Source organism: Streptomyces sp. NPDC015661, from assembly GCF_043077765.1.
Lineage (GTDB): Bacteria > Actinomycetota > Actinomycetes > Streptomycetales > Streptomycetaceae > Streptomyces.
On record NZ_JBIBST010000018.1, the window covers coordinates 37,277 to 52,977 of the forward strand.

The 15,701-nt window shown below is 71.2% G+C and carries 12 protein-coding genes and 1 pseudogene; 5 read left to right on the top strand and 8 right to left on the bottom strand.

The window, feature by feature from the left end; translation table 11 throughout:
• Positions 1–72 precede the first annotated feature (72 nt).
• Positions 73–1,860, bottom strand: a complete 1,788-nt coding sequence (gene gcl / locus ACF07V_RS35390; RefSeq protein ID WP_392159780.1) for a glyoxylate carboligase — start codon at positions 1,858–1,860, stop codon at positions 73–75.
• 1,020 nt (positions 1,861–2,880) lie between these two features.
• Between gcl and ACF07V_RS35395 the strand changes: the two genes are divergently transcribed.
• The 3 genes from ACF07V_RS35395 (at position 2,881) to ACF07V_RS35405 (ending at position 4,662) form a co-directional block, all read left to right on the top strand.
• Positions 2,881–3,243: a hypothetical protein gene (locus ACF07V_RS35395; RefSeq protein WP_392159781.1), complete on the top strand. Its 363-nt coding sequence runs from the start codon at positions 2,881–2,883 to the stop codon at positions 3,241–3,243.
• A 98-nt stretch (positions 3,244–3,341) separates the two neighbouring features.
• Positions 3,342–4,127, top strand: a complete 786-nt coding sequence (locus ACF07V_RS35400; RefSeq protein WP_392159782.1) for a TIGR04222 domain-containing membrane protein — start codon at positions 3,342–3,344, stop codon at positions 4,125–4,127.
• A 19-nt stretch (positions 4,128–4,146) separates the two neighbouring features.
• Entirely contained in the window at positions 4,147–4,662 is a 516-nt protein-coding gene (locus ACF07V_RS35405) for a GNAT family N-acetyltransferase (RefSeq protein WP_392159783.1), read from the top strand.
• Here the strand turns inward: ACF07V_RS35405 and ACF07V_RS35410 are convergent.
• Positions 4,659–6,272: an AMP-binding protein gene (locus tag ACF07V_RS35410; RefSeq protein WP_392159784.1), complete on the bottom strand. Its 1,614-nt coding sequence runs from the start codon at positions 6,270–6,272 to the stop codon at positions 4,659–4,661. The genes ACF07V_RS35405 and ACF07V_RS35410 overlap by 4 nt on opposite strands.
• Positions 6,273–6,391: 119 nt before the next feature.
• Positions 6,392–8,077 (bottom strand): AMP-binding protein, encoded by a 1,686-nt coding sequence (locus tag ACF07V_RS35415; protein WP_392159785.1) that lies wholly within the window; start codon positions 8,075–8,077, stop codon positions 6,392–6,394.
• Positions 8,078–8,168: 91 nt separating this feature from the next.
• On the opposite strand from ACF07V_RS35415, the gene ACF07V_RS35420 reads away from it, so the two are divergent.
• A complete protein-coding gene (locus ACF07V_RS35420; protein ID WP_392159786.1) occupies positions 8,169–8,993 on the top strand; it encodes a LuxR C-terminal-related transcriptional regulator in 825 nt (274 codons plus the stop codon).
• 35 nt (positions 8,994–9,028) lie between these two features.
• On the opposite strand, the gene ACF07V_RS35425 is transcribed toward ACF07V_RS35420, so the two are convergent.
• The 5 genes and pseudogenes from ACF07V_RS35425 to ACF07V_RS35445 all read right to left on the bottom strand — a co-directional run bounded on the left by ACF07V_RS35425 (position 9,029) and on the right by ACF07V_RS35445 (position 13,903).
• On the bottom strand, positions 9,029–10,030 hold the full coding sequence (locus tag ACF07V_RS35425; protein ID WP_392159787.1) for an SUKH-3 domain-containing protein: 1,002 nt from the start codon (positions 10,028–10,030) through the stop codon (positions 9,029–9,031).
• Positions 10,031–10,043: 13 nt separating this feature from the next.
• Positions 10,044–10,436 carry a YwqJ-related putative deaminase gene (locus ACF07V_RS35430; RefSeq protein WP_392159788.1) on the bottom strand — a complete coding sequence of 131 codons (393 nt, stop codon included), beginning with the start codon at positions 10,434–10,436 and terminating at the stop codon, positions 10,044–10,046.
• The gene (locus ACF07V_RS35435) at positions 10,429–10,917 is read right to left on the bottom strand and encodes an SUKH-3 domain-containing protein (RefSeq protein ID WP_392159789.1); all 489 of its coding nucleotides are present in this window, start codon (positions 10,915–10,917) and stop codon (positions 10,429–10,431) included. Before ACF07V_RS35435 ends, ACF07V_RS35430 begins: the two co-directional genes overlap by 8 nt.
• A gap of 35 nt (positions 10,918–10,952) precedes the next feature.
• A pseudogene (locus tag ACF07V_RS35440) lies at positions 10,953–12,671 on the bottom strand (YwqJ-related putative deaminase); the annotation flags it as partial.
• An 83-nt stretch (positions 12,672–12,754) separates the two neighbouring features.
• A complete protein-coding gene (locus ACF07V_RS35445; RefSeq protein ID WP_392159790.1) occupies positions 12,755–13,903 on the bottom strand; it encodes a winged helix DNA-binding domain-containing protein in 1,149 nt (382 codons plus the stop codon).
• 302 nt (positions 13,904–14,205) lie between these two features.
• Here ACF07V_RS35445 and ACF07V_RS35450 point away from each other — a divergent pair, with 302 nt between their 5' ends.
• Positions 14,206–15,312 carry a magnesium and cobalt transport protein CorA gene (locus ACF07V_RS35450; protein ID WP_392159791.1) on the top strand — a complete coding sequence of 369 codons (1,107 nt, stop codon included), beginning with the start codon at positions 14,206–14,208 and terminating at the stop codon, positions 15,310–15,312.
• Positions 15,313–15,701: the final 389 nt, after the last annotated feature.

A 15,701-nucleotide genomic window follows, 5' to 3' on the forward strand; every position in this document is an offset into this window, starting at 1 on the left:
TACGGGCAGAGAAAGGGTGAGGCCCCCGCCCCGGTGCTCCTCGGGGCGGGGGCCGTCTTCACGGCTCCGTGATCAGACCTGGAGGGCCTTGATCGCGGTCGGCGCGTGGCCGGGCTCGGTGGCCAGGTCCTCGAACTCGGTGACGTCGCTCATGTCGACCGTCTTGCTCATCGCGATGTTCGTGATGCGCTCCAGGATGGCCTCGACGACGACCGGGACCTGGTGCTCGACGGCCAGCTTCTTGGCCTCCTCGAGCGCCTCGCCGAGCTTGTCCGGGTCGGTGACGCGGATGGCCTTGACGCCGAGGCCCTCGGCGACCTTGACGTGGTCGACGCCGTAGACGCCGATCTCCGGGGTGTTGATGTTCTCGAACTCGAGGTTGACCTCGAAGTTGATGCCGAGGCCGCCCTGCGCCTGACGGATCAGACCGAGGTAGGCGTTGTTCACGAGGACGTGGACGTAGGGGACCTTGTGCTGGGCGGCGACCGCCAGCTCCTCGATCATGAACTGGAAGTCGTAGTCGCCGGAGAGCGCGACGACCGGGACGTCCGGCTGCGCGGTGGCGGCGCCGATGGCGGCCGGGATCGTCCAGCCGAGCGGGCCGGCCTGGCCGCAGTTGATCCAGTGGCGCGGCTTGTAGACGTGCAGGAACTGCGCGGCCGCGATCTGGGAGAGACCGATGGTGGTGACGTAGCGGGTCTCCGGGCCGAAGGCCTTGTTCATCTCCTCGTAGACGCGCTGCGGCTTCATCGGGATGTTGTCGAAGTGCGTGCGGCGCTGGAGGGTGGCCTTGCGCTCCTGCGCGGAGGCGGCCCAGGCGGAGAAGTCCGGCAGCTTGCCGGCGGCCTTCCACTCCTTCGCGATCTCGATGAAGAGCTCCAGGGCGACCTTGGCGTCGGAGGCGATGCCGTAGTCGGGGGCGAAGATCTTGCCGAGCTGGGTGGGCTCGATGTCGACGTGGACGAACTTCCGGCCCTTGGTGTACGCCTCCAGGTTGTAGCCCGTGTGGCGGTTGGCCCAGCGGTTGCCGATGCCGATGACGGTGTCCGACTCCAGGAAGGTCGCGTTGCCGTAGCGGTGCGCGGTCTGGACGCCGACCATGCCGGCGGCGAGCTCGTGGTCGTCCGGGATGGTGCCCCAGCCCATGAGGGTGGAGATGACCGGGATGTTCGTCAGCTCGGCGAACTCGACGAGGAGGTCGGAGGCGTCGGCGTTGATGATGCCGCCGCCGGCGACGATCAGCGGGCGCTCGGCCTCCAGGAGGAAGCTCAGCGCCTTCTCGGCCTGCGCGCGGGTCGCGGACGGCTTGTAGACCGGCAGCGGCTCGTAGGTCTCCGGGTCGAACTCGATCTCGGTCAGCTGGACGTCGATCGGCAGGTCGATGAGGACCGGGCCGGGACGGCCGGAGCGCATCAGGTGGAAGGCCTGCTGGAAGACGCCCGGGACCTGCGCGGCCTCCAGGACGGTCGTCGCGGCCTTGGTGACCGGCTTGGCGATCGTGGCGATGTCGACGGCCTGGAAGTCCTCCTTGTGGAGCTTCGAGACCGGAGCCTGGCCGGTGATGCACAGGATCGGGATGGAGTCCGCGATGGCCGAGTACAGGCCGGTGATCATGTCGGTACCGGCGGGGCCGGACGTACCGATGCAGACGCCGATGTTGCCGGCCTGGGCACGGGTGTAGCCCTCGGCCATGTGGGACGCGCCCTCGACGTGGCGGGCGAGCGTGTGGGCGACACCGCCGACGTTCTTGAGCTCGCGGTAGAAGGGGTTGATCGCCGCGCCGGGGACGCCGAACGCCTGGGTGACGCCTTCGCGCTTGAGGATCTCAACGGCCGCTGCGGCGGCGGTCATACGAGGCATGGGAGTGCTCCTGCTTCGGCCGGTCGGATCCAGGCGGGCGCCTCGTCTCGGGAGGTCCGGACCGCCTGTTTCCGTAATGCGGAAATGCTGTTCTGCTATACGGAAGCAATGTAGGTCGGGCCCCGGAGAGCCGTCAAGAGAAGTCCGCCCGCCGGGATCACGGAAGTGGCCGAACACCCTCCCCCGGGGCGTCGGAAGGGTGGACGATGGGGCGGAACGACAGGGGGTTGGGCTGTGGGCGAGTCGGTACCGGTGCGCTGTCCGGAATGCCTGCGCACGCAGGCGTACGCGCCACCCGTCTTCCCCTGCGTCTGTGGACGCCCGGTCGCCCCACCGGTGGCGGCGGGCGCGGTCGCGGAGCCGATCACGCACCGGAACTGGGCGGACGAGTGGGTCACCGTCCGCTGCGAGGCCTGCGACCGCGAGAACGACTGGCCCCACCCGGAACTGTGCTGCCCGTGCGGAACGGTCCTGCGGGTACCGGTACGGGCCGTGGAGACCACGAGTACGGGGCCGGGGGCGGCGGACGGAAGCGGCGCGGGGGCCGACGGCGCGCCGGGGGGTGCGGCCGGGGGCGTGGCCGGAAGCGACGGCGCGCCGAGGGGTGCGGCCGGAACCGGTGGGGGCGCCGCACCGGCGCCGGAGCCGGAGGCCTCGGCGCCCCTCCCCTCCCGCGCACCGGCCTCCCCGCTCCCTACCCCGGCCTCCCCGCTCCCGGAGCCGCCCGGCGCGGTCCAGGGGCCGGGGCCGGCGCCACGGTCCGGGGCCGGGGCGCCCTCCGGCGGGGCCCCGCCCCGGCCCGCGGAGTCCGGGTCCCCGTGGTTCGGGCCCGGGCCCAGGGCGCGCGGCGGCGCCGGTGCCGCGGCGGGGCGCGGGACGGACGAGCCCGGCCCGGCCGGGCGGCACAAGGACAGGACCGGTCCCGCGGGCCCGCGCAGCTTCGCCGAGCGGTACCCCGCGCACATACCGGCGCCCGTCACCGCCCCTCGCCCGGATCCGCTGCGCGGGACCTTCCGGCCCGTGACGATCCGGACCTCGCGGGACGCGGTCGCGGCGGCGGCCGGGTATCTGCGGTGGCTCGGCTTCAGGGACGTCGTCCAGCCCGAGGAGCGCCCCTCGTCCGGCGTGGACCTGCGGGCGCCCGGCCTGGTCGCCCAGGTCGACCCGAGCACCCGGCCCACCAGCCTGCGTGCCGTCGAGTGCCTGTGGCTCAACGGGCTGAGCACCGCCACCGTGAGCGTGTTCTTCTCGCTCGCCGGCTACACCCCGGAGGCCCGCTCGCGCGCCGCCGAGGTCGGGCTCCCGCTCTTCGTGCTCGACCTGACGGGCACCCCTCAGCCGGTCAACGACGCGGCGGACGACCTGGCGGCGGGCGGCGCCTGACCGCGGACGCCGCACACAACTCCTCGGCATCCGAAATCGGCCATTCACGCGTGACGATCACGCTCCCCCGGGCACAACATCCTCGGGGGGTGGGTGTCATGCCGACGGCTGCGTGGTGGTTCATCGGGGCGGTGTGGGCCGAACTCCTGCTCGCGGCCCTGCTGTTGAGGAGCGGTGGAAGCCGCAGCGAGGAGACCGGGGCGGCTGCCGTGCCCGCGCCGCAGGCCCTCGCGCTGCTGCGGGGCGGGCGGCGGGCGGCCGTCACCGTGGCCCTGGTGGCGCTGCACCAGCGCGGGGCGGTCGCGGCGGGCCGCAAACATACGATTCGGGCCAATGGCGGACCGGGCCGCACGCGCGACCCCGTACAGCTGGGCGTGCACGGGGCGCTGCACCGGGCCCTCGCGCTGCGGACGCTCGCGCTGCGTCCCGAGGCACGGCGGGCGGTGGACGCGCTGCGCGGCGAGCTCCGCGGTGCGGGGCTGCTCCGGCCGCTCGCGCGGCTGTGGGCGGCCAGGGTGCTGCTCGGGTGCGTACCGCTGACGGCACTGGCGGGGCCGTTCCTGGCCGGGGCCTCGGGGGCGGCCCTCGCCTGGGCACTCGCGGCCGGGGCGCTGCCGGTCCTGGCGGCGGTGGCGCTGCTGCGCCTGCCGGACACGACGAGGGCGGCGCGGCGGCTCCTGACCGGGCTGCGGGAGCGGTACCCGCTGCCGTCCCACCGGCGCGAGGTGACGGACGGCGGGCTGGTCCAGCTGTACGTGGCGCTGTACGGCGATCCGGCCCTGGCCCTGTTCCTGCCCCGTTTCTCCCGCGAGGGCGGCCTGCTCGACCGCCCCCGGGAGGACGACCACCACCGACCACCGACGCACGGCGGCCCACCGCGCTGAGCCCGCGTCATACTGTCGTATGCGCATTAGAGCGGCCGCTCCGGCCGAACTCCCGCTGCTCCAGGACATCGAACGGGCGGCGGGCGAGCCGTTCCGTACTCTCGGCATGGCGGCGATCGCCGACGACGACCCGCTGCCCCTGGACGTCCTGGAGACGTACCGCAGTGGCGGCCGGGCCTGGGTGGCGGTGGACGCCGCCGACCGCCCGGTCGCGTACCTGCTCACGGACACCGTCGACGGCGCCGCCCACATCGAGCAGGTGTCGGTGCACCCGGACGCCGCCCGCCGGGGCGTCGGCCGGGCGCTGATCGAGCACCTGGCGGCGGCCGCCAGGGAGCAGGGCCTGGCGGCCCTGACCCTGACGACCTTCACCGAGGTGCCGTGGAACGCCCCGTACTACACGCGCCTCGGCTTCCGCCCGCTCACCGACTCCGATCCGGCGCTCACGGAGGGCCTGCGCGCCATCAGCCGCGCCGAGGCGGCCCACGGCCTGTCGGTCTGGCCCCGCGTGTGCATGCGCCGGGAGGTCGTCTAGGACGTCGCCCCGGCCCCTTCGCCGTACTTCTGCCGGAGCTCCACCTTCCGCACCTTGCCGCTCACCGTCATCGGGAACTCGGTGAGGATCTCCACCCTGCGCGGGATCTTGTAGTGGGCGAGCCGGTCCCGGCAGAAGGCGGCCAGCTCGTCCGTGGTGGGCGGGTCGGCGGGGTCGCGCGGGATCACGCAGGCCAGGATCTCCTCGCCGTACCGCTCGTCGGGGACGCCGACGACCTGGACGTCCGCGATCTTGGGGTGGCCGTAGAGGAACTCCTCGATCTCGCGCGGGTACACGTTCTCCCCGCCCCTGATGATCATGTCCTTGATGCGGCCGACGATCTGCACGTAGCCGTCGTCCCGCATGACCGCCAGGTCCCCGGTGTGCATCCAGCGGCCGGGGTCGATCGCCTCGGCGGTCTTGTCCGGCTCGTCCCAGTAGCCGAGCATCACGCTGTAGCCGCGGGTGCACAGCTCCCCCGCCGTGCCGCGCTCGACGGTCAGTCCGGTCGCCGGATCGACGACCTTCACCTCGACGTGCGGCATGACGCGGCCGACGGTGCCGGTGCGGCGCTCCAGGTCGTCGTCTCGGCGGGTCTGGGTGGAGACGGGCGAGGTCTCGGTCATGCCGTAACAGATCGACACCTCCGCCATGTTCATCTCGGCGACGACCCGCTTCATCACCTCGACCGGACACGGCGAGCCCGCCATGATCCCGGTGCGGAGCGTGGAGAGGTCGTACGCGGCGAAGTCGGGGAGGTTGAGTTCGGCGATGAACATCGTCGGCACCCCGTACAGCGAGGTGCAGCGCTCCTCCTGGACCGCCCGGAGGGTGGCGGCGGGGTCGAAGGAGGCGGCCGGGATGACCATGCAGGCGCCGTGCGAGGTGGCCGCGAGGTTGCCCATGACCATGCCGAAGCAGTGGTAGAAGGGCACCGGGATGCAGATGCGGTCCTGCTCGCTGTAGGCGATCATCTCGCCCACGAAGTACCCGTTGTTGAGGATGTTGTGGTGGGAGAGCGTGGCGCCCTTCGGGAAGCCCGTGGTCCCCGAGGTGTACTGGATGTTGACGGGCTCGTCGCAGGAGAGCGGCTCCGGGCGCAGCTCGCCGGGCGTCCGGTCGAGCAGCGCGTCCCAGGTCGGGTCGCCGAAGTACACGGCCTCGCGCAACTCCGGGCACTCGCCGCGGACTTGCTCGACCATGGCGCGGTAGTCGCTCGTCTTGTGGGCGAGGGAGGCGAAGAGCAGCGAGATCCCGGCCTGCTTGAGGACGTACGCCAACTCGTGGGCGCGGTAGGCCGGGTTGATGTTCACCATGATGGCGCCGAGGCGGGCGGTGGCGTACTGGACGAGGACCCACTCGGCGCAGTTCACCGCCCAGATGCCGACCCGGTCGCCCTTGCGGACGCCGCTGCCGAGCAGGGAGCCGGCCAGCCGGTCGACGTCCGCGCCGAACTCCGCGTACGTCCAGCGGCGGCCGGTGGGGACGTCGACGAGCGCCTCCCGGTCGGGCCAGGCGGCGACGGCCCGGTCGAGGTTGTCGGCGATGGTGTCGCCGAGGAGTTCGGTCGTGGAGGTCCCGTGGGAGTAGGACGGGTTCACGGTCGTCATGCGAGGTCCCCTTGCGCGTACGAGGGATTCTTGGCGGTCACGCGAGGTCCCCTTCCGTGCACGAGGGGTTCATGGCGGTCACGCGAGGTCCCCTTCCGTGCACGAGGGGTTCATGGCGGTCACGCGAGGTCCCCTTCCGCGTACTCCTTGCCGCCGCCCTCCGCCGTCAGCCGGCGCAGTTCGACGCGCCGGATCTTGCCGGAGACGGTCTTGGGCAGGTCGGCGAACTCGATGCGGCGGACCCGCTTGTACGGGGCGAGGACCGCCCGCGAGTGGGCGAAGAGGGCCTTCGCGGTTTCCTCGCCCGGCTCCCAGCCCGCCGCGAGGACGATGTACGCCTTGGGGACGGCGAGCCGCAGCGGGTCGGGGGCGGGGACGACGGCCGCCTCGGCGACGGCCTCGTGCTCCAGGAGCGCGCTCTCCAGCTCGAAGGGGCTGATCTTGTAGTCGGAGGCCTTGAAGACGTCGTCGGCGCGCCCGATGTACGTGATGTAGCCGTCCGCGTCCCGGGAGCCGATGTCACCGGTGCGGTAGTAGCCGCCCTCCATCGCCTCCGCCGTACGCTCCGGGTCGCCGTGGTAGCCCGTCATGAGGCCCACCGGGTTGGCGGAGAGGTCGAGACAGATCTCGCCCTCCTCGACGTCCGGCGTGCCGCTCACCGGGTCGACGAGGGTGACCCGGAAGCCGGGGCTCGGGCGGCCCATGGAGCCCTCCTTGAGCCGCTGGCCCGGGCTGTTGGACACCTGGACGGCGGTCTCGGTCTGGCCGAAGCCGTCCCGGATGGTGACGCCCCAGGCGCGCCGCACCGACTCGATGACCTCGGGGTTGAGCGGTTCGCCGGCGGCGACGACCTCGCGCGGCGGGGTCTTCAGCTGGCCGAGGTCGGCCTGGATCAGCATCCGCCACACGGTCGGCGGGGCGCAGAAGCTGGTGACGCCGTTGCGCTCCATCTCGTCCATGAGGCGGGCCGGGTCGAAGCGGGTGTAGTTGTGGATGAAGACGGTCGCCTCGGCGTTCCACGGCGCGAAGAGGTTGGACCAGGCGTGCTTGGCCCAGCCCGGCGAGGAGATGTTGAGGTGCACGTCTCCGGGCTTGAGGCCGATCCAGTACATCGTCGAGAGGTGGCCGACGGGGTACGAGGTGTGGGTGTGCTCGACCAGCTTGGGGCGGGCGGTCGTACCGGAGGTGAAGTACAGCATCAGGGTGTCGTCGGCGAGGGTGACCCCGTCGGGCTCGAAGACCTCCGACTCCTGGGCGGCGAGCTCGTACCCCAGCCAGCCGACCCCGTCGCCGCCGACCGAGATCCGGGTGTACTCCCCGGGGACGTCGTCGAACTTGGCGGTGTCCTCGGCGCGCACGATCACGTGCCGGGCGCGGCCCCGGTCGACGCGGTCGCGCAGGTCGGCGGGGCCGAGCAGCGGGGTGGCGGGGATGAGGACGGCCCGCAGCTTCATGGCGGCGAGCACGGTCTCCCACAGCTCGACCTGGTTGCCGAGCATCAGGATGATCCGGTCGCCGGCGCGCACGCCCTGGGCCCGGAGCCAGTTCGCGACCCTGTTGGAGCGGGCGGACATCTCGGCGAAGGACACCTTCGTCTCGGAGCCGTCCTCCTCGACGATGTGCAGCGCGGTCCGGTCGTTGCCGGCCGCGATGACGTCGAACCATTCGAGCGCCCAGTTGAAACGGTCGGGCCGGGGCCAGGCGAAGCCCTCGTAGGCCGTCTCGTAGTCCTCGCGATGCTGCAGCAGGAAGTCCCGGGCGGCCCGGAACCTCTCCGTCGCGCCGGTCGCGCTCGTGGGCGTCATGTGTCCTCCTCATTGCGGGACCTGTCCCGGACATCGTGTAATCGGTGACCCAGGTCTCACTACCCCCGTTCGGGGGTGAAGGAGTGGTTCCGTGCCCGAGATGGTGGAAGCGGTGGAGTTGCGTACGGCGCTGCTGCGGCTGAGGCGCGCCAGCGGGCTGCCCGTCGCCTTCGGCGGACTGCTCCAGGAGGGGGCGACGGGCCGCACGGTGCGGATCGCCGAGCTGAGCGGGGCGGTGACGCCGGCGCTGAGCGGTCTGACGATCTCGGCCGGGTCGGGCCTGGGCGGAAAGTGCCTGGCGCTGTCGCGGCCGTGCGCGGTCACCGACTACCCGGCGTCGCGGCACATCACCCACGAGTACGACGTGCCGGTCTCGGCGGAGGGCCTGCGCGCGGTGATCGCCGTCCCGGTCGTCGTGCGGCGCAAGGTGCGCGGTGTGCTGTACGGGGCGCTGCGCGAGTCCCTGCCGATCGGCGAGCGGGTCTTCGACGCGGCGATGGCGGCGGCCCGTGACGTCGAGCAGGCCCTGGCGGTACGGGACGAGGTGCGGCAGCTGCTCGCGCCCCCGCCGCCGGGCCCGTCCTGGGAGGAGGTGCGGCAGGCGTACGGGGAGCTGCGCGAACTGGCCCCGAAGGTCCTCGACCCCGGGCTCCGTGAGCGTCTCCTCGCCGTGTGCGGCCGCCTCGAATCGGCTTCCGGCACCGCCCCGGCGCCCCTCGGGGTCTCCCTCACCCCACGTGAGACGGACGTCCTGGCGGCGGTCGCCTCCGGCGCCACGAACGCGACGGCGGCGGAGCGGCTCGGCCTCCGCCCGGAGACGGTGAAGGGCTACCTCCGCTCGGCGATGCGCAAACTGGGCGCCCACACCCGCCTGGAGGCGGTGGTGGCGGCCCGCAGGGCGGGGGCGCTGCCGTAGCCCTTTGCGGGACCGGCACGCGAGGTCCGCCGCCCTCAGAGCGTGGCGGCCCAGGCGTCGAAGGCAGCGACGGAGGCGTCCACGACCGTCGACGGACGGCCGATCGAGGCGCCCGGGCCCGTCGCCAGGGTCAGGACGAAACCGGCCTGGCCGCCGATCGTGACACTGCAGTCGAGGCCCGCCAGCGGCGCCGGGGTGCGGGACGGCGCGGGTACGGACAGCGACAGCTCGCAGGAAGCGGCCGTTCGCGTGAGGGCGGACAGTGCCGCGTCCATCACCTCGACGAGGGCCGGCGCGTTGTCCTCCAGGGACCCGGTGCGCAGGGGGAAGCCCTGGTCCAGGACGGTCACCCCGATCCCGCGGAGCGTGGTGGCCCGCAGGCGGATGGTCCGGGCGTCGAACACCCCGTGGGTGTGCAGGACGTAGACGGCGACGAGCGCGGCGCGGACTCCGGCGGCAAGGTCGGCCGGTGCCGCTCGCAGCGGCCATTGCCACTCCCGTCCCCGCAGGCGTACCGGTCGCAGCCCTTCGGTCAGCGCGAGGAGCCCGTCCCGCACGGTCTCCCCGTGCAGCCAGGCACCTCCGGTGCCGAGGGAGAACAGCCGCCCCTCCTCGTCCACGGCCATCGGCGCGTCCGCGTCGGTGCGGCCGAGGGGAAAGAGCCGGGTGCCGAGCAGTTCGGCGAGCCGGTGCAGGGGCGGGCCGGAGTACCGGGCCTCCTGGGGGTCGACGACGCAGCCGGTCGCAGCGACCTCGCGTCCGCCGCGAGTGGCCGCTTCCGGACGGAGACCATAAAACTCCCGGACCGCGCGCTCGGCGGCGGGAAACAGGGGCCAGGGCCCCAGGCCCGCCGTCTTGAGGATGGCGATCATGGCGGCGTCACCGGCGTCCCGCCCGGGGCGCCAGCCGGCACGGGTCAGGGACGTGCCGTCCTCGCCCCCGCGTACGGGGGCGGTGCTCGCACGCTCGGGGGTCTCGGAGTCGGTCGTCTCGGCGTCGGTCGTCTCGGCGTCGGTCTCCGCATCCTCGGTCGTCATCGTGGGCCCCGCGTCACGAGTCCTGGAGCACGGTGATGCCGAGCGCGTCGGCCAGGGCCGCGCAGGACCGGCAGAGGGCGGCGGGCGTGCCGTGCTCGGGGTCTCCCTGAGGGCGCACTTTGCGGGAGACGAGGGCCGCGCCCACGAAGTGCGACGGCGCCTCGGCGAGGCTCGTGGTCCCGCCGTCCGCGCGCTGGGCGTCGACCGCATACAGCCGGTCCGAGACGAGCGCGGACTCGGCACAGTATCCGAGGAACGGCTCACGCAGCCTCGGTGCGAGCCCGTCGAAGAACTCCTGCACGGCGGGGTGGAGCCGGGGCTCGCCGTCGCCGGCCAGGTTGGTCTGGCTGGTGATCGTGCCCTGGACGAGAAGGGAGGAGGCCGTTCCCGGAACGGTGTCAGACAAAGTAGTCCCGCGCTTCCTGCTGGGGGCCGCGCAGCAGACAGCTGATGGCCTCGTACGTGTTTGCTCCCAGAAAGTAGGGACCGGTGTGGTGCATGAGGAAGAAACGTCCGATCTCGTCGATGAGAACCATCGCTCCGTCGAACGTCTCATACCCGACGGGGAAGAGCTTCCTGCCCACATTCTGGGCGAGTTCGGCGACGTCCTCGCCGCTCTCCTCGTAGATCCAGTGCGGTGTGAATCCGACGGCGTCCGGTGGCGTCCCAGGAATCACCAGGCGCAGTCCGCCGAATTCCCGGACGAAGTCCCGGGCGGCCTGGAACGGTTCGACCGGATGACCTTCCTCGGCGAAACGGTCGGTCACGAAGCTCAGGAGCTCGGGCAGCTGCGCACCGATGTCACGCCCTCGCGCCCAACCCGCCTCGGTCAGGACGGCCTCGACTTCCTCCGATGTCATTCTCGGCATGTGCAGGCTCTCTCTCATTGGTGCGCGATGACGCCGGCGAGGGGCAGCATTCTCTCACAGGACCGGCAGGGCGGTTTGTACTCGCCGTGCAGCAACTGATCGTCTCCGGGGCGCATATTGCCGATCTGAACCGAATAGACACGGGACCCTTCCATTGCCTTCCGTACGTCCTCCGGCGTGACGATGCCCGTCCCGTTCGGATCCATCTGGTGCAACCGGTCGGAGATGAGCGAGACTTCCGCGCATTTTCCGTGACCGTTGCCCGGATTCTGATCGGCCGCCTTCATGTCGTTCTCCACCCGATCCAGGATCTGCTTGAGGGCCGGGTGGGTGGACATCGTGGAGTCACCGGTCGTGGAGCTGCTCGAATGTGCGGTCAGGGTGCCGTCGTGCAGCAGGGTTCCGGCGCACGCCGTCTTCAGCCGGTGCTTGCCCTCCGGATACGGATTGCTGGGCGGCTGGTCCCTGGCGTCGTTGGCGAGCCTGCCGGCCTCGTCGACGAGGGCCCTGCGCTGTTCGTCCTCGCTGAGGTGACTGACGTCCAGCGCGTCCCTGCGGTGGTTCTTCATGCCCTGACCCGTCTGACCGTGCCAGGGCGGCTGGGGGGTGATCGGCTTTCCCCCCGGGTTGTTCCCGCCGCCACCGCTGTTGGAGCCGCCTCCGCCGCCCGGGGGCGTGCCGCCTCCGCCCGAACCGCCCGGGTTCTTGCCTCCTGTACCGCCGCCGGAGCCCTTTCCAGCGTCGTGGTCGCCCTTGCGCTGGCGGGCGATGCGGTCGCGGATGTCGTCGTCGTTGTTCTTGTGGTCCTTGGATATCTGCTTGACGGCTTTGGGCAGCGTCTCGCCGATGTGGTCGCCCATGGTCTTGGCCGACTTCACGAGGGCGCCCATGGCCTTCTCGATGACCGGGTCCAGGGCGTCGGCGATGTCGTCCCGGCCCTTGTTACGGCCCTGGTGCCCCTTCGCCTTGGTCAGTTTCCCGGCAGTCTTGCCGTGGATGCCGAGACTCACCCCGTTCAGCTTCGTGCCGGCCTGCTCGTGCTCGTCGTGCTCGATGTGGAAACCCTTGCCCCCGGGGCGACCGCCGCCACCCCCGGCGGAGGCGAGCTTCAGCCCCTCCTTGGCACCCTGCACCCCTTCGTCGAAGCCGTCCTTGCCGGCCTGCTTCGTCTGATCGAGGTCCACACCGTTCTGGACGCCCAGCGCGTCCATGCTCACCTGGACCACCAGGTCCGCCGCCATGTTCTCAAGGGCGGCCACGACGGGCTCGGTCATCACCCCGACGATGTGACCGACCGCCTCTTCCATCGCGGCTGTGATGAGCTTCAGCAGTTGCTTCTTCGTGAATGCGATCGCTCCGGCACCGAGCAGCGCGGACAGACCTCCGGTCACGGGTATCAGCGCCATGGCAAGGCCGGTCTGGCCCGCCAGGACCCCCAGCTCCGCGACGGCCTTCCACTTCATGGCCTCGATCGCACCCGCCGCCAGGTCCAGCGCGTCCGCGATCGTACGCGCTGCGGACACCATGTCCTTGAGGTGTTTGTCCTTGACCTTGGTCCAGTGCGCGTTGAGCGCGTCCATCGCCTCGCCGTGCCCCGAGGACAGCAGGCGCTGCACGTGATTGTTGGCGAGCTGACCGTCGTCGGCGAGGTCGTCCGCGAACTCCCGCAGCGCGTCCGCCATGTCGCGGTACGCGTCCTCGTCGACGTTGGGCCAGTTCACCCCCACCAGATCCAGAAGCGTGTCAGCCCAGTCCGGCACCGTCACAGCCATGACCGAATTCCCCCCATGCACACAGACGTTCGCAGAACGCAAGTGTGAACACCCTGTCATGTCCGGGGAGATCCATCAACGCACTACCGGTCGCACCCGCCGGCGTGCCCGACGGCCCGCCACTCCCCGGCGTGCACGATGTCGTACGGGGTGCCCGGTGGCGTCATGAGCCGGAGGGTCCGCTCGGCCTCGGCGGTGAGCGCGGTGCGCGTCGCGCGCGTCAGGTGCGCGAAGGGTTCGACGGTGAGGGTCGTGCGGTCCTTCGCCTCGTCGAGGTGCCAGATCCCGGCGAGGAAGCCGTCGACGAAGAAGGTGCGGTGCGCCTGGTTGCCGGTCCAGGTGCGGCCGTGGTGTTCGGCGGGGACGACACGGCTGCGGTCGGCGTGAGAGAGGAGCAGATTGTCGAACTCGGGGAGGAAGCGGGGCGGGGCCGGGGTGTCCTCGTCGGGGCGGGGCGCGTCGGGAAGGTCGAAGAGCTCGGCGCCCCGCTCGTCCCGGAAGACGAGGAGCTCGGGCCGCAGCCGCTCGAAGGCGGGACGCAGCCGGGTCAGACCGCACCAGGTCTGCATGTCCTTGACGGAGGCGGGACCGAAGGCACCGAGGTAGCGCAACACGGTCCCGTCGAGATCGGCCGCCTCGCCCTCGACCCCGTCGAACCACGTACGGACGGTGGTGAGCGCGACCTGCCCGCTGCGCCCCCACAGACCGCGCGGCGTGACCTGCACCATCAGGAGCAGACAGCGGGCGGCGATGGTCAGCGCCTGCGGGTCGGCCTCCGGCCACTCCCGGAGGAGGTGCTCCCGCAGCTCCTTGGGTGTACGGGGCCGCTCCTCGACGTACGCGGCGGCCAGGGCGGTGAGCCGGTCGAGGTCGACGCCGTCGAGCCCCTTGCGGAACATCTTCAGCTCCCGGTCGATCGCCCCGGCCTGCACGAGCCGGCGCAGGCCCACGGCGTCGCGGGCGGTGTGGGTGTGCACGGTGGACCGCAGCGAGACGATCCGGGCCACCCGCCGGGACTCCATCAGGGCGGACAGGTCCTCGGGCCGGAACCCGTCGAGGCGGGCGGCGAGCGCGTAGTACGGGGGCTTGGTGTTCTGCGCCTGCAGCCCGACGAGGTGATCCACGGCCTCCTCGACACCGAGCGGGGCGGGGCGCAGAAGCAGCTGCCGGTCGAGGGTGGCGCGGTTCAGGGCGCGGGGGCCGAGCAGCGGGTGGGTCGTCTTGAGGGCCATGGGTGGCACGCTAGCGAGACTTGCGGACAGTTTCGTTCCTCAATGCGAACTGGCCTGGATACAAGATCCGGGATACAGGATCCAATGTCCGGGATCGAGGCTCCGGATCCAATGCCCGGGATCGGGCTCCGGATCCAATGCCCGGGATCCAACCCCGGGATCCAATACCCAGGATCCAATACCCAGGATCCGCTGTCCAAAATGCGAATATTGGATCCATTATCCGAGATCCATACGCGAGCGTTTCACCCCATATATCCTGCCCTCGACCGACCTGCAGCCCAAGGTGGAGGTGCCCGACGATGTCCGACCGCCGCCCCCGCGCGGCCTGGCGCCGCCGGCTCGACCCGCAGCCGGAGGCCTCGGCCGCACGGCCACCCTCGGTGGAGCCGAGCGTCGTGCAGTCGACCCTCTACCGCGACGGCCGCCGGGTCGCCTCCCCCAGCACCCTCGCGGAGACGTTCCGCCAGCTGCGCGAACACCCCGACGGCATGGCCTGGATCGGCCTCCAGCGCCCGACCGAGGAGGAACTCCACTCGCTGGCGGGCGAGTTCGACCTGCACGAGCTCGCAGTCGAGGACGCGAGGGAGGCCCATCAGCGCCCCAAGCTGGAACGGTACGGCGACACCCTGTTCGTCGTCCTGCGCGCCGCCCGCTACCTGGACGCCCCGGAGGAGGTCGACTTCGGCGAGCTCCATGTCTTCGTGGGCCCGGACTTCCTGATCACGGTCCGGCACGGCGCCGCCCCGGACCTCTCGGCGGTCCGCCGCCGCATGGAGGAGAACCCGGACCTGCTGGCCCTGGGTCCGGAGGCGGTCCTGTACGCGATCCTCGACGCGGTGGTCGACGGCTACGCGCCGGTGGTGGCGGGCGTCCAGAACGACATCGACGAGATCGAGACGGAGGTCTTCGGCGGCGACCCGGCGGTCTCCCGCCGCATCTACGAACTCTCCCGCGAAATGGTGGAGTTCCAGCGCGCCACCCGCCCCCTGGTGGGCATGCTCCACGCCCTGATGGCGGGCTTCGCCAAGTACGGAACGGACGAGGAGCTTCAGCGCTACCTCCGGGACGTGGCCGACCACGTCACCCACACCAGCGAACGCGTCGACGGCTTCCGCCAGGCCCTCACGGACATCCTCACGGTCAACGCGACCCTGGTCACCCAACAGCAGAACGCCGAGATGCGCGCCTTGGCGGAAGCCGGCTTCGAGCAGAACGAGGAGATCAAGAAGATCTCCGCCTGGGCCGCGATTCTCTTTGCACCCACACTCGTTGGAACTGTCTACGGCATGAACTTCGAGGCCATGCCTGAGCTGGCTTGGAGCCTCGGATACCCGTTCGCAGTCGGCTTGATGGCGGTGGTTTGCGTCAGTTTGTACGCCATTTTCAAGCGTCGAGACTGGCTCTAGAGGTCGGCCGACCCCACTCACACCGCGCGCATGGTTTGCTTCTGCACCTGCCGCACGAACCGCCCATTTCAGGCTCTGGGGAGAAGTGATGCGGGTGATCTCGTCTACCTGTCTCGAGCAGAGCCCTGACCAGCACCTTTACCCTCCTACAGGCGCTGGGGAGAATCCGGGGAGAATCGACTGACGGCACAGCTCCTGCGGCAGCGGCTTCGTCCATGTCCCCCTCCCCGCTCAACATCTCGCCGGTCGCCCTTGCCGCCCCCGCGCCAAATCACAGACAGTGACATCGACTCCGTGCCTCCCACTGAGGGACGAGAACGGGCTGCGACAGCCGGTGCACCGCCGGGGTCCACCGCTGCTCACTCTGGGCGCGGGCTCGCACATCACGG

Coding starts and splice junctions, on each gene's coding strand:
- gcl (WP_392159780.1), bottom strand. CDS start 1,860: ATGCCTCGTATGACCGCCGCCGCAGCGGCCGTTGAGATCCTCAAGCGC.
- ACF07V_RS35400 (WP_392159782.1), top strand. CDS start 3,342: ATGCCGACGGCTGCGTGGTGGTTCATCGGGGCGGTGTGGGCCGAACTC.
- ACF07V_RS35405 (WP_392159783.1), top strand. CDS start 4,147: ATGCGCATTAGAGCGGCCGCTCCGGCCGAACTCCCGCTGCTCCAGGAC.
- ACF07V_RS35410 (WP_392159784.1), bottom strand. CDS start 6,272: ATGACGACCGTGAACCCGTCCTACTCCCACGGGACCTCCACGACCGAA.
- ACF07V_RS35415 (WP_392159785.1), bottom strand. CDS start 8,077: ATGACGCCCACGAGCGCGACCGGCGCGACGGAGAGGTTCCGGGCCGCC.
- ACF07V_RS35425 (WP_392159787.1), bottom strand. CDS start 10,030: ATGACGACCGAGGATGCGGAGACCGACGCCGAGACGACCGACGCCGAG.
- ACF07V_RS35435 (WP_392159789.1), bottom strand. CDS start 10,917: ATGAGAGAGAGCCTGCACATGCCGAGAATGACATCGGAGGAAGTCGAG.
- ACF07V_RS35445 (WP_392159790.1), bottom strand. CDS start 13,903: ATGGCCCTCAAGACGACCCACCCGCTGCTCGGCCCCCGCGCCCTGAAC.
- ACF07V_RS35450 (WP_392159791.1), top strand. CDS start 14,206: ATGTCCGACCGCCGCCCCCGCGCGGCCTGGCGCCGCCGGCTCGACCCG.